Annotated in this window: 13 protein-coding genes; 6 read left to right on the top strand and 7 right to left on the bottom strand. The window is 73.9% G+C overall.

Annotated elements, in window-relative coordinates:
* Positions 1-89: 89 nt before the first annotated feature.
* The 4 genes from HCJ92_RS16435 (at position 90) to der (ending at position 4,452) form a co-directional block, all read left to right on the top strand.
* Positions 90-1,175 (top strand): prephenate dehydrogenase, encoded by a 1,086-nt coding sequence (locus HCJ92_RS16435; RefSeq protein ID WP_167934352.1) that lies wholly within the window; start codon positions 90-92, stop codon positions 1,173-1,175.
* Between the two features lie 250 nt (positions 1,176-1,425).
* On the top strand, positions 1,426-2,124 hold the full coding sequence (gene cmk, locus HCJ92_RS16430; protein ID WP_420824727.1) for a (d)CMP kinase: 699 nt from the start codon (positions 1,426-1,428) through the stop codon (positions 2,122-2,124).
* Complete coding sequence (locus HCJ92_RS16425) at positions 2,121-2,798, top strand: lysophospholipid acyltransferase family protein (RefSeq protein WP_338054215.1); 678 nt, start codon at positions 2,121-2,123, stop codon at positions 2,796-2,798. The genes cmk and HCJ92_RS16425 overlap by 4 nt, the downstream gene beginning before the upstream one ends.
* 184 nt (positions 2,799-2,982) lie before the next feature.
* Entirely contained in the window at positions 2,983-4,452 is a 1,470-nt protein-coding gene (der, locus tag HCJ92_RS16420; RefSeq protein ID WP_167934350.1) for a ribosome biogenesis GTPase Der, read from the top strand.
* 197 nt (positions 4,453-4,649) lie between these two features.
* On the opposite strand, the gene HCJ92_RS16415 is transcribed toward der, so the two are convergent.
* Together HCJ92_RS16415 and HCJ92_RS16410 are read right to left on the bottom strand one after the other, a co-directional pair.
* Positions 4,650-4,967, bottom strand: coding sequence for a hypothetical protein (locus HCJ92_RS16415; RefSeq protein ID WP_338054214.1), 318 nt, complete (start codon positions 4,965-4,967; stop codon positions 4,650-4,652).
* A gap of 80 nt (positions 4,968-5,047) precedes the next feature.
* Positions 5,048-5,833: a hypothetical protein gene (locus tag HCJ92_RS16410; protein ID WP_167934348.1), complete on the bottom strand. Its 786-nt coding sequence runs from the start codon at positions 5,831-5,833 to the stop codon at positions 5,048-5,050.
* Between the two features lie 481 nt (positions 5,834-6,314).
* Here HCJ92_RS16410 and HCJ92_RS16405 point away from each other — a divergent pair, with 481 nt between their 5' ends.
* Positions 6,315-6,530: a proteinase inhibitor I78 gene (locus HCJ92_RS16405; RefSeq protein ID WP_167934347.1), complete on the top strand. Its 216-nt coding sequence runs from the start codon at positions 6,315-6,317 to the stop codon at positions 6,528-6,530.
* Positions 6,531-6,558: 28 nt separating this feature from the next.
* Here HCJ92_RS16405 and HCJ92_RS16400 read toward each other — a convergent pair whose 3' ends face one another.
* A complete protein-coding gene (locus HCJ92_RS16400; RefSeq protein ID WP_338054213.1) occupies positions 6,559-7,542 on the bottom strand; it encodes a phosphatase PAP2 family protein in 984 nt (327 codons plus the stop codon).
* Between the two features lie 466 nt (positions 7,543-8,008).
* On the opposite strand from HCJ92_RS16400, the gene HCJ92_RS16395 reads away from it, so the two are divergent.
* Entirely contained in the window at positions 8,009-8,992 is a 984-nt protein-coding gene (locus tag HCJ92_RS16395; protein ID WP_167934346.1) for a glycoside hydrolase family 16 protein, read from the top strand.
* A 71-nt stretch (positions 8,993-9,063) separates the two neighbouring features.
* Here HCJ92_RS16395 and HCJ92_RS16390 read toward each other — a convergent pair whose 3' ends face one another.
* The 4 genes from HCJ92_RS16390 to HCJ92_RS16375 all read right to left on the bottom strand — a co-directional run bounded on the left by HCJ92_RS16390 (position 9,064) and on the right by HCJ92_RS16375 (position 13,027).
* Complete coding sequence (locus tag HCJ92_RS16390; RefSeq protein WP_420824726.1) at positions 9,064-10,281, bottom strand: acyl-CoA dehydrogenase family protein; 1,218 nt, start codon at positions 10,279-10,281, stop codon at positions 9,064-9,066.
* Between the two features lie 114 nt (positions 10,282-10,395).
* A complete protein-coding gene (locus HCJ92_RS16385) occupies positions 10,396-10,836 on the bottom strand; it encodes a cell division protein SepF (RefSeq protein WP_167934345.1) in 441 nt (146 codons plus the stop codon).
* A 257-nt stretch (positions 10,837-11,093) separates the two neighbouring features.
* Positions 11,094-12,122: an aspartate-semialdehyde dehydrogenase gene (locus tag HCJ92_RS16380; RefSeq protein ID WP_167934344.1), complete on the bottom strand. Its 1,029-nt coding sequence runs from the start codon at positions 12,120-12,122 to the stop codon at positions 11,094-11,096.
* Positions 12,123-12,376: 254 nt separating this feature from the next.
* A complete protein-coding gene (locus HCJ92_RS16375; protein ID WP_167934343.1) occupies positions 12,377-13,027 on the bottom strand; it encodes an HAD-IA family hydrolase in 651 nt (216 codons plus the stop codon).
* Positions 13,028-13,122 lie beyond the last annotated feature (95 nt).

The raw sequence follows: 13,122 nt of genomic DNA, 5'->3' as shown, positions 1-13,122 counted from the left end.
GCCCCGGGCCGCCCGCCCCCGGGCCGCCCCGGGGGCCGGCGGCCGGGACGACGGCGTGCGGCGCCCCGGAGCCCGGCTACCCTGGCCCGATGCGGACCGCCCTCGTCATCGGCACCGGCCTGATCGGTACCTCCATCGCCCTCGCGCTGACCTCCCGGGGGGTGCGCGTCCACCTCCAGGACCACGACCCCGAGCAGGCCATGACCGCCGCCGCCCTCGGCGCCGGCGACACCTCGCCCGCCGAGGAGCCCGTCGACCTCGCCGTCGTCGCGGTCCCGCCCGCGCACGTCGCGGCAACTCTCGCCGCGGCCGACGCCCGGGGCGCGGCCGGCGCCTACCTCGACGTGGCCAGCGTCAAGGGCGGGCCCCGCCGGGAGCTCGTCGCGGCCGGGTTCGACCTCTCCCGGTACGTCGGCACCCACCCGATGTCCGGCCGCGAGCGCTCCGGGCCGCTCGCCGCCACCGCCGACCTCTTCGAGGGTCGGGCCTGGGCACTCACGCCCACCCCCGAGACCGACACCGAGGTCCTGAACCTCGCCCTCGAACTCGTCGCGCTCTGCCGCGCCGTGCCCGTCGTGATGGACGCCGACGCCCACGACCGGGCGGTGGCGCTGGTCTCGCACACCCCGCAGCTGCTCTCCAGCCTGGTCGCCGCCCGCCTCACCGCCGCCGAGGAGAGCGCGGTCCGCCTGTGCGGCCAGGGCATCCGCGACGTGACCAGGATCGCGGCCTCCGACCCGGCGATGTGGATCGACATCCTCTCCGCCAACCCCGGCCCGGTCGCCGACATCCTCGCCGAGGTCGCCGAGGACCTGGACGCCACCGTCCGTGCGCTGCGGGCCCTCGCCTCGCCCGACACCGAGGAACACGCCGACGGCGCCGCAGGCGTCGCCTCGCTGCTCCGCCGCGGCAACGCCGGCCGGCAGCGCGTGCCGGGGAAGCACGGCGCCGCGCCGGCGGCCTACGAGACCGTCGCCGTGCTGATCACCGACCGGCCCGGGGAGCTCGCCCGGATCTTCGCCGACGCGGGGGTCGCCGGGGTCAACGTCGAGGATGTCCGGATCGAGCACGCCACCGGGCAGCAGGCCGGCCTCGTCCAGCTGATGGTGGACCCCCAGGCGGCGCCGGGACTGAGCGCCGCGTTGCGCGAGCGCGGCTGGTCGATCAGGAAGTGACCCGCGCGCGATCCGGACGGCGGCGCCGCGGGACGCCCGCCGGCCCGACCGCCGCCGTGTGGCGTTCCGGCCGCCCGTGAGCGGCCCGGGAACGGTGCGGTCCGCTCCCTGCGCGACGGCCGTTCGAGTGAGCGGCTAACCTGTCCTCGGTCGTGCCCAGCCGCCCTCGCGGGCTGCCGCAGGGCGCGCCGTCCCACCCTGCTCCCGCCGCAGCCGACCCGCAACGGGCCGGTCCGAGAAAGAGGTGCGCATCTCCGTGTCCGCCAAACCCGCCGTCGTGGTCGCCATCGACGGGCCGTCCGGAACGGGCAAGTCCAGCACCTCCAAGGCGGTCGCCGCACGGCTCGGCCTCGCCTACCTCGACACCGGCGCCCAGTACCGGGCCATCACCTGGTGGATGCTGCACCACGGCGTCGACGTCGCCGACCCGGCCGCCGTCGCCGCCGCCGCGGCCACCCCGGTCGTCCTCTCCGGCACCGACCCCCGCTCCCCGACGATCACCGTCGACGGGACCGACGTCTCGGCGCCGATCCGCGGCCCGGAGGTGACCGGGGCCGTCAGCGCCGTCAGCGCCGTCCCCGTTGTCCGGGAACTGATCACCGGGCTCCAGCGCTCCATCGCCGCCGAGGCCACCGCCGGCATCGTGGTCGAGGGACGCGACATCGGCACCACGGTCCTCCCCGACGCCGACCTCAAGATCTTCCTCACCGCCTCCGAGGAGGTCCGCGCCGCCCGCCGCAGCGGGGAGATCGGCCGTCGGGGCGCGGCGGAGGTCGCCACCACCCGCGCCGACCTCGCCCGCCGGGACGCCGCCGACTCCTCGCGCGCCGTCTCCCCGCTGGCCCAGGCCGGTGACGCGACCGAGGTGGACACCTCCCACCTCACCCTCGACGAGGTCGTCGACTGCATCGCCACGCTCGTCGAGGAACGGAAGCGTCCCGTCTCGTGACCACCGCCACCCGGCCCGAGGACGGCCCGCGCCCCGACCCCAGCCCTCGGGGCGCCGTCGTGGGGCACCGCATCGGCATCACCCTGGTGCGGAGCGCCTGGAACACCCGGGTGCTGGGCGCCTGGCGGGTCCCGGGCACCGGTCCGGTCATCCTCGCGGGCAACCACAGCCACAACGTGGACGGACCCCTGGTCATCGGCACCTCGCCGCGGCCGGTGCACTTCCTCGTGAAGCGCGAGGCGTTCGTGGGCCCGGCGGGCGCGGCGATGCGCGCCCTCGGCCAGATCGCCGTGGACCGGGGCTCGGCCGACCGAGGCGCGGTGGCGGACACCCTCGCGGTGCTGCGCGCCGGGGGCGTCATCGGGATGTTCCCCGAAGGCAGCCGTGGCGCCGGTGACTTCGCCGCGCTCCGCTCCGGTCTCGCGTGGTTCGCGCTGCGCTCGGGTGCCGCCGTGGTGCCCGTCGCGGTCCTCGGCAGCTCCGAGCGCCGCAGCCGGGTACTGCCCGGCCTGCCGCCGCTGCGCGGGCGGCTGGACGTGGTCTACGGCGAGCCTTTCCACGCCGGGGACGGCAGCGGTCGCCGTACCCGGGCGGCGCTGGACACAGCCGCCGAGCAGGTCCGGGAACGCCTGGCGGCGCATCTCGCGTCGGCCCGGACTCTCACCGCGCGTTAGGCTGGGCGGTCGGGCCCCTCCCACGGCCACCACACCGTCGGGCCGATGACGCCGCGCGGCACTCGCCGCGCGCCATCGGCCCCGGGGGGAGCAGCCCGGGCCCCGCCGCGTGCCGGGCACCGCAACCGCCCTCGGAGGGCGGCCCCACCGGGACAGCCCCGGCCGACGACGGAGACAGGACCTCATGCGCGACCAAGAGCAGCCCCAGGCGGGCACCGACCACGGTGCCCTGGACGAGGCCGAGTACACCGAGTTCATGCGGCTCGCCGAGGAGGAGGGCTTCGACGCCGAGGAGGTGGACGGGGAACTCGCCGCCGCCGGCGCCGGCCCGCTGCCGGTCCTCGCCGTCGTCGGCCGCCCCAACGTCGGCAAGTCCACCCTGGTCAACCGGATCCTCGGCCGCCGCGAGGCGGTCGTGGAGGACAAGCCCGGCGTGACGCGCGACCGCGTCAACTACGAGGCGGAGTGGGCCGGCCGCCGCTTCAGGCTCGTCGACACCGGAGGGTGGGAGCAGGACGTCCTGGGCATCGACGCCTCCGTCGCCGCCCAGGCCGAGTTCGCCATCTCCACGGCCGACGCCGTGGTCTTCGTCGTGGACGCCGTGGTCGGCCCCACCGACACCGACACCGCCGTGGTGCGGCTGCTGCGCAAGGCCGGGAAGCCGGTCGTGCTCTGCGCCAACAAGGTGGACGGACCCTCCGCCGAGGCCGACGCCAGCTACCTGTGGTCCCTGGGCCTGGGCGAGCCGCACCCCGTCTCGGCCCTCCACGGCCGCGGCACCGGGGACATGCTCGACGCGGTGCTGGAGGCGCTGCCGGACGCCCCGCCGGAATCCTTCGCCACGGTCACCGGCGGCCCCCGCCGCATCGCGCTCATCGGCCGGCCGAACGTCGGCAAGTCCTCACTGCTGAACAAGGTCGCGGGCGAGGAACGCGTCGTCGTCAACGAGGAGGCCGGCACCACGCGGGACCCGGTCGACGAGCTGATCCAACTGGGTGACCGCATCTGGAAGTTCGTCGACACCGCCGGCATCAGGCGCCGGGTCCACCTCCAGGAGGGCGCGGACTACTACGCCTCGCTGCGTACCGCCGCCGCCCTGGAGAAGGCCGAGGCGGCCGTGGTGCTGATCGACGTCACCGAACCGATCAGCGTCCAGGACACCCGCATCATCTCGATGGCCGTCGACTCCGGCCGTGCCCTGGTCATCGCCTACAACAAGTGGGACACCCTCGACGAGGAGCGCCGCTTCTACCTGGAGCGGGAGATCGAGCGGGACCTGGTGCAGGTGCAGTGGGCGCCGCGCGTCAACGTCTCCGCCCGGACCGGCCGGCACATGGAGAAGCTGGTGCCCGCGCTGGAGACCGCGCTCGCCGGTTGGGAGAGCCGGGTGCCGACGGGGAAGCTGAACGCCTTCCTCGGCGAGATCGTCGCCTCCCACCCGCACCCGGTCCGGGGCGGCAAGCAGCCCCGCATCCTGTTCGGTACCCAGGCCGGCACCCGCCCGCCGCGGTTCGTGCTGTTCGCCTCCGGGTTCCTGGAGGCGGGCTACCGGCGCTTCGTGGAGCGCCGCCTGCGCGAGGAGTTCGGCTTCGCGGGCACACCGATCCAGGTGTCGGTCCGGGTCCGGGAGAAGCGCGGCGCCAAGCGCAAGTGACGATCGCGACGGCGCCCGCCCCTCGGCACAGGCGAAGGACGGGCGCCGTCGTACGCCGGGCTTCCACGGCGGGCGCCGCACGGTCACGGGGCGCCCGCTCGTGCGCCTCCCGCCCGGTCACGCCGCAGGCGCACGACGGCGCCGCGACCACCCCCCCCGTAGCGGGGGAGCGGCGGTCGCGGCGCCGTCGCGTGCGGTCAGAGGCGGCCGTCACCGCGGCCGTGTCGCCCCGGCGGCAGCGCCGGCAGCGACGAGCCGTGGCGGCGTCCGGGGTCGTGCCAGCCGGCGACCGCGGTGCGCGGGGTGCCGAAGGTGCCGAAGGCGTCGAACCTCAGCTCCTCCTCCCCGCTGCGGTCGCCGGGGAGGGTCCGGAACATCCGCCGGTACTCCGCGCACAGCGCGTCGTAGATCGGCGTCGCCGAGTGGCCGGCGGCCGGCTCGAACGAAGGACGCATCCCGGGGATGTGGCGGTGGCGGCCGGGCTGCTGCGGGCGGAACGGTTCGGAAGGGTGCACGTTCCTCCAACGACCGGCCGCGTCGACGGATGCGGGGCGCCCGCCGGTACTACCTGATCGCCCCAGCCGGCCGGACTCGCTCAGGTCCCGGCCAGCGGGATGACGGCGCCGACGAGCCGGCCGCCCTCGGCCGCCTGGTCCAGGGCGTCCCGCAGCAGGTCCTCGCGGGGCTGGGTGCCGATCGTTCCCGCCGGCGAGGCCAGGAGCAGCACCTTGCCGCGCTGCCGGGCGGCGTTGCGCCAGCCCTCGGTCACCGGCAGCGGCTGGTGCGCCTGCCACCAGGCGGTGGACGGGCTGCCGACCAGACCGGGCTGCAGCACGGCGTGCAGCTCGCCGCCGACCAGCAGCACCGACCAGCCGGTCAGCTCCGCGGGGGCCTTGCCCACGCTGGTGACGGGGAAGAAGCCCTGCTCGATCATGAGCGGCAGGAACTCGTCACCCGCCGCCTCCGAGCCGGGGCGGGCGATCGCGCCGTTCGGCTCCACCACCAAGGAGGCGTACAGCTGCTCGTCGACGATGACCAGACCGCAGGTGACCCCCAGGACGGCCTGGCCGCCGGACTCCTTTGAGCCGGCGGCGATGTCGCTGCCCTGGCCGGTGATGGAGCGCACAGCCCCCTTCAGCTGCTCCTCGGACACCGGTACCACCTGCGAGGGGATGCAGGCGGCGTGCGCGAACGCCAGCACGGCCGTCTCCTCGCCCACGAACAGGACGGTGCTCGTGCGCTCCCGCACCGCGTCGCCCGGGTTGCGGCAGGAGGTGCAGTCGTAGTTGCCCGGGGAATTGTCCCCGGTGAGCAGGCGCTCGGCCTCGTCCTCGCCGATCTCGGCACGTACGTCCGCGCTGACGTCGAGCAATGCTGACACTGGTACTCCTTAGGGTTTCCTGGGTCCGCTGCCTGCGGCGGCTCCGAGAGGTTCAACGGCGCGGACGGGGCCAGGTCACGCTCTGGAGGGTGCCGATTCCGGAGCGGGCCCGGCCGCCGGCCCGGGGCGCCCGTGCCCGCGCCGCCCGGCCCGGGCACGCCCCGCCTTCCTCCGCCGCGGGGCGCGACGTGCCGGGAGTTCGTCCCCGGCACGCGCCGGAATAGGGCGCTGGTTGACCAGGGTGAATTCACCGGACGGGTCCGTTGCCCGCCGTCGTCGGGAGCGGCGCGGAACGGCGAGGTGAAAGTCGGGAAATCGGGTTCCTATTCCGCGGGGAATTCTCCGCCGCACCGCTGGGGGCGACCGTTCCCGGCCGTGATCCGCGGCGGGGTCGCACCGGGTCCGCTGTGACACAAGCGTGACACTGCGGTCGGTCTCCCGTCACTTCCGGGTGCCGCGCCCACGCCGTACGGTGGGCCGCATGGCTTCCCACCCCTCGGACGCGGACGGTTCCCGCGACACGACCGACAGTTATCTGGGCCTGAGTGCCGAGGCCGCGGGCGAGCGGGCCCGTGCCGCCGGCTGGCAGACCGTACGGTCGCTGCCCCCGGACGCGATCATCACCCTGGAGTTCCTGGAGGGCCGACTCAACTTCGCCGTCCGCGACGACGTCGTCGTGCGCTGCTGGGCCGGCTGACCGACCCCGTCGTGGCGCTCGTCGTCGGTCAGTGACTGCCGGCGGGGCTCACCGGGGGCCGGTCCCCGGCGCCGGGGTGGGCACCGCCCGGGTGGGCGGGCGGACCGGTGGGGCGCGGTCCGGTCGCCGGGCGGTACGGGTGCGCGCCGTAGCGGGCGGGCCGCAGGCCGTTGAGCACGGGCGCCGACTCGGTGTCGCGGGCGTCCTCGACCTCCCGGCCGCCCCGCACGCCGACGGTCACGGGCGCCACGGCCTGCGCGCGCTTCGGCTCGCGGAGCGAGAACCGCTCCCAGAGGCGGTCCCGGTCGGTGAGCACCCGCATCTCGATCCGGTCGAGCAGCGGCTCGAACCAGGGGAGTGCGAGCAGGATCAGCAGCCCCGCCGCCCAGCCGAGCAGCACATCGCTGACCCAGTGGGTGCCCAGGTAGACGGTGGTGGTCCCGACGCCGAGCGCGAAGACCGCGGCGATGATCGACAGGATGCGCCGGGCCTGCGGGGTGGTGGCGAGGTAGGCGAGGATTCCCCAGGTCACCACGGCGTTGGCCGTGTGCCCGGAGGGAAATATGTCCCCGGTCAGGAACATCTCGTTCGAGCCGACGATGTTCGCGTAGTGGGGGCCTTCGCGGCCCATGCCGAGTTTCGCGGCGCCGACCGACAGGTTGAGCAGCAGCAGTGCGCAGCCCATCACCAGCAGCGGGCGCAGGGTCCGCTGCCGCCAGGAGCGCCAGCCCAGCCACGCGGCGATCAGCGCGGCGGTGGGGCCCCGCTGCCCCAGCACGACGAAGTAGTCGAGGAAGGCGTGCAGCTCCGGCCACTGCTTGTAGGGGCGGAAGAGCATGACCTGCCAGTCCAGGTGGACCAGCCAGGAGGTGCTGAGCACCAGCCCGACGATCGCCGCGTAGAAGACCGCGGTGGTGCCCAGCAGCGACATCCGCACACGGCTCATGTCAGGAGCGGCCATGTCCGGGCGCTGTGGCTCCTGTTCGAGGCGGGCGAGGATTCGGGTACGCACTCTCTCAAGATTACAGCGGGTGATAGCGGGACTTTGTCCTCAGCTCGCCTTCGTGATGCCGATGTGATGTGGCGGGGACCAGGGGGCGCGCTTTGCGCCACGGTCCGCGCTTTGCGTTCACGCCTTGGGATTGCGGGCGGAGTCACGCTCCGGGTGTGCCGCCGAATGCGTGGCGGGAGCAATTACGGGCGGGCGTTGCGCCGAATGCGTGCCATCGCGCAATTCCTCCCCGGGGCGTCCTCCGGTTCCGGTGCCGACGGGCGCGGCGGCGGCGACCCCCGGTGGTCCGCGGTCCGGGGCTGCGTGGGCGGTCCGGAACCGGGGTTCCGGAAACCGCCGACGCCGGTTGACGCTGCCCGTGCACCGTGCAACGTTCGCTCGCCGGAGCGGTACCGGGGGCATCCCGCGAGACGAGCGGCGGGGCCGCCCGGCCCGGTCCTACCCCCACAGGACGAGAGGACCAGCCATGCCCGGACGCGCAGCCCAGCCACGGTCACGCCGGACAGCCGCCGCCTGCACGGTCGCCGCGGTCGCCATCGTCACCCCGGTCGTCCTGCACGGGGCGGCGGCGGGCGACCCCGCTCCGCCGACCGCCCCTGTCGGCGAGCGCACGGCCGAGAACGCCGCCGAGGCCGAGGACACCGCCCCCACCGCCGCGGGTGTCCTCTTCGACGACTTCGACTACACCTCCCACGACGACCCCCGCCTGCGGCAGAACGGGTGGTCCGTCCGCGGCTACGCCGGCGGCCCCGGCCTGCCGGACGCCGGCTGGAGCGCGCGGAACGTCACCTTCCCGGACGGCGGGGACGGGACGGTGATGAACCTGGAGGCCGCCACCGACGGCACCGAGGCCGGCACCGTCCAGTCGGAGGTGTACACCGCCGAGCGGAAGTTCAAGGAGGGCACGTACGCGGCACGCGTGCGGTTCTCCGACGAGCCCCGCACCGGGCCGGACGGCGACGAGGTCGTCCAGACGTTCTTCGCGATCAACGACCTCACCGCACCGATGGCTCGCGACTACTCGGAGTACGACTTCGAGTACCTGCCCAACGGGGGCTGGGGCCAGGACGACCACGCCATGTTCGCCACCTCGTGGGAGACCTACCAGCCGGACCCGTGGCTCTCCGACAACGCGAGCACGGTCCGTGCCGCCGGTCACGCAGGCTGGCGCGACCTCGTCCTCACCATCGACGAGGAGCGCATCGTCTACCACATCGACGGGGAGTTCTTCGCCGAGCACGACGCGTACTACCTGCCCGAGCGGCCGATGAGCATCAACGTCAACCAGTGGTTCATCGACCTCGCCCCGCTGGACGGGTTCCGCGTCTACGACCAGCAGGTGGACTACGTCTACTACGCCGGTGAGGAGAACCTGAGCCCGCAGGAGGTCCAGGACCGGGTGGCGGCGCTCCGCTGCGAGGGCGTCTCCTTCCGGGACACCGTCGGCTGATGCCGGTGCCGCACCGCCGGCGGAGCTCCCGGCCCGGTGGCGGTGCGGCCCGGGCCGGGAGCCGCCGGGGGTCAGCGGTAGGCGGAGCGGCCGGTGAGCGCCTGGCCCACGACCAGGGTGTGGATCTCCTCGGTCCCCTCGTAGGTCAGCACCGACTCCAGGTTGTTCGCGTGCCGCAGGGGCGAGTACTCCAGGCCGACCCCGTTGGCGCCGAGCACCGTGCGGCACTCCCGTGCGATGGCGATGGCCTGGCGGACGCTGTTGAGCTTGCCCGCGCTGACCTGCTCGGGCCGCAGCCGCCCGGCTTCCTTCAGTCGGCCGAGGTGCAGGGCCAGCAGCATCGAGGAGTTGAGCGAGACCGCCATGTCGGCGAACTTGCGCTGGGTGAGCTGGAAGCCGCTGATCGGCCGGTCGAACTGGGTCCGGGTGTCGGCGTACTCCAGAGTGGTGCGCAGGCTGTCGCGCGCCGCGCCCAGGGCGCCGAAGACGATGCCGAACCTGGCCTCGCCCAGGCAGGAGAGCGGCGCGCGCAGCCCGGTCGCGTCGGGCAGCCGCGCCGCGTCGGGGAGGCGGACGTCGTCAAGGACCAGTTCGGAGGTGACCGACGCCCGCAGCGAGAGCTTGTGCCCGATGTCGTGGCTGGTGAAGCCGGGTGTGCCGCGCTCCACCAGGAACCCGCGGACGCCTTCCTCGGTCCGCGCCCACACCGTCGCCACGTCGGCGATGGAGCCGTTGGTGATCCAGGTCTTGGTGCCGTTGAGGATCCAGTCGCCGCCGTCGCGTACCGCCCGGGTGCGCATCGCGGCCGGGTCGCTGCCGTGGTCGGGTTCGGTCAGGGCGAAGCAGCCGACGGCCTCGCCCGCGGCCAGGCGGGGCAGCCAGCGGGTGCGCTGCTCCTCGGAGCCGTAGCGGTGGATCGAGTACATGGAGAGCGAGCCCTGGACGGAGGCGAAGCTCCGCAGTCCGGAGTCGGCGGCCTCCAGCTCCATGCAGGCCAGCCCGTAGGCGACGGCGCCCGCCCCCGCGCAGCCGTACCCTTCCAGGTGCATGCCGAGCAGGCCGAGTCTCCCCAGTTCGGGAACGAGTTCGCGGGGGAAGCGGCCGGTCTCGAACCACTCGCCCAGGTAGGGGCGGGCGTGGTCGGCGAGGAACCGGGAGACCGTCTGCTGGATGTCCCGTTCCTCCTGGCTCAGCGTCCAGGAGATGTCGAGCAGGTCCAGCGGGTCCGTCATCGGCGCCGGATCGCGGTCGGCCGACGGGCGGGCCGGCGGAGTCGGGGTGGATGTCATGCGCCCAGTACAGCACCGGGGCGTGCGACGGGGGGCTGCCGCGCGCCGGTCCGTTTCGCGGGCGGCGCCTGGTTCGCGCCCGCTCACCGGGGGCTCCGGCGAGCGGACGCGCCGTCAGCTCTGGTTGAAGAAGCCGCCCTCGTTGCGGCGCGGGTCGCCGGAGACGACCTCGTAGCGCGCGGGCGTGAGCAGGAAGACGCGGTTGGCGACCCGCTCGATGGTGCCGTGCAGGCCGAAGGTCAGACCGGCTGCGAAGTCCACGACGCGCTTGGCGTCACCCGACTCCAGAGCCGTCAGGTTGACGACCACCGGCACCCCCTCGCGGAACAGCTCACCGATGCCCCGTGCGTCACGGAATCCCTGGGGGGTGACGGTCGCGATCCGGCTGCCCTGGTGTCTCGCCGACTCGGCCGCGACCTGGAGCCGGGGGTCGGTCGTCCATGCCTCGGCACTCGAACCGGTCTCCGGTCCGTCGGCGTACTCGTCGTCGTAGTAGCGCATCTCGCGGTCATCGACCAGGCCGAGCCAAGCGCTGGCCCTGCGAACCGATCCCATGGACGCCTCCTCCTCACGATCGCGGGAACACCCGCGTCCCTATCGTCGTCCATGACGCCGACAGTGCGCCAAGCAGATAGTCAGATCAATGCCTGTCTGTGACGCTTCTCGTGCATACGATATGCCCTCGGATCAAGGGTGTTGTCGCATCTGCGCACTGACTGCTCGTTAGTCACGGGGTCGGCCGCCACCCGGGTGACGTGCAATCCCACCCGGGTGGTGCTCCTACCCCCGGAGTGCTGGCCGCTGAGTGGGGGTCAGCCCCGTTCGGCGGCGATCAGTTCGGCGATCTGCACGGTGTTGAGCGCCGCGCCCTTGCGCAGGTTGTCATTGGCGAGAAACAGCGCGAGCCCGTGGTCGACGGTCTCGTCCCGGCGGATGCGCCCCACATAACTCGCGTCGCGTCCCGCCGCCTGCTGAGGGGTCGGGATGTCCGACAGTGCGACGCCGGGCGCGGCGCCGAGGAGCTCCTTGGCGCGCTGCGGGCTGAGCGGACGCTCGAACCGCGCGTTGACCTGGAGCGAGTGCCCGGTGAAGACCGGGACCCGGACGCAGGTGCCGGAGACCTTCAGCTCGGGCAGGTCCAGGATCTTCCGGCTCTCGTTGCGGAGCTTCTGCTCCTCGTCCGTCTCCTCCAGCCCGTCGTCCACGATGGAACCGGCGAGCGGCAGCACGTTGAAGGCGATGGGGCGGCGGTAGGAGTGCGGCGCGGGGAAGTCCACCGCCGAGCCGTCGTGCACCAGCCCGGTGGCGCCCTGCGCCACCGCGGCGCGCACCTGCTCGTCCAGCTCGGAGACCCCGGCCAGCCCGCTGCCGGAGACGGCCTGGTAACTGGCGACGACCAGCGAGACCAGCCCGGCCTCGCGGTGCAGCGGTCGAAGTACCGGCATCGCGGCCATGGTGGTGCAGTTGGGGTTGGCGATGATCCCCTTGGGCCGGTTCGCGACGGCGTCGGGGTTGACCTCGGCGACGACCAGCGGCACCTCGGGGTCGAGCCGCCACGCGGACGAGTTGTCGATGACGACCGGGCCCGCCTGGGCGACCTTCTCCGCCAGTGCGCGGGACGTCGCCCCGCCGGCGGAGAAGAGCACGATGTCCAGGTCGGAGTAGTCGGCGACCGTCGCGTCCTCGACCGTGACCTCGCCGCCCGCCCAGGGCAGCGTCCGGCCGGCCGAACGCGCCGACGCGAACAGCCGCAGCTGCTCCACCGGGAACTTCCGCTCGGCCAGGATCTCCCGCATCACGCCGCCGACCTGGCCGGTGGCTCCGACGATCCCGATCTTCATGGCCGCTCCTTCGGTGTCTGCCGTCATCTCGTACATCTCTCGCAAGTCTTCATCGCATCGCACGGCGGCGCACCCGCCCCGCCGGAGGGCCGCCGACCCCGGACGTCGGGGCGCAACCGTCCCCCGATGCCCTGCCCGCACTGTCGGCGGCGAACCCTTGAGGTATGTCACACCTGGTGGGACGGGTGTGGGTCGGGCACCTCGGGACCCGCCAGTGTCCTTCGCGCGCCGGTGCGCCCGGGGCGCCGGCGTGGTCAGCCCGCGGCGAGGAGCGCGGGAAGGGCGCGCATCTCGTCGAACACCACCGTCTGCGGGCCCGCCAGCCACTCGGCCGGGGTGAGGCCGCCGGCGAAGCCGAAGCTCCGCATCCCGGCGGCGCGGGCGGCGGCGACGCCGTACTGGCTGTCCTCCACCACCGCGCAGACCTCCGGGGCGAAGCCCATGGTGGCCGCGGCGTGCAGGAAGAGGTCCGGCGCGGGTTTACCCCGGGCCACCTCGGTCGTGGAGAAGATCCGGTCGGTGAACCGCGGGGCGAGCCCCGTGACACCGAGCGTCCGCCGCATCTTCTCGTGCGAGCCGCTGGAGGCTATGCAGTACGGGAGGTCGAGGCCGTCCAGGACCTCGCTGATGCCGGGCACCTCGGTGAGTTCACGGTCCACGGCCTCGTTGAGGCGCGCGACGTACCGCTTCTCCCAGGTGTCGGCCGCCTCGGCCCCCAGCCGCTCGGCGATCTGCCCGTTCACCGAGGCGTTGGACCGGCCCAGGAAGCGGTCGACGATCTCGCGTTCGTCCATCGGCCAGCCGAGCTCGGCGCCCAGCTCCACGTTGATGCGCAGGGCCAGCCGCTCGGTGTCCACCAGGACGCCGTCGCAGTCGAAGATCACCAGCTCGATGGGGGAGGTCACCACTCCACCCTAGCGAGACGCGGCGCCCCGGCGGCCACCGCCCCGGCGCCGCCCCGTCCCGCGCCCCGCCCCGCAGCGGCCCGACCGCCGGCCGG

Origin of the sequence: Streptomyces spiramenti (genome assembly GCF_012034385.1) — a bacterium.
Taxonomy (GTDB): Bacteria; Actinomycetota; Actinomycetes; order Streptomycetales; family Streptomycetaceae; genus Streptomyces; species Streptomyces spiramenti.
The sequence above is the reverse complement of the archived record's forward strand: the minus strand, read 5'-3'. Positions and strand labels throughout refer to the sequence as shown.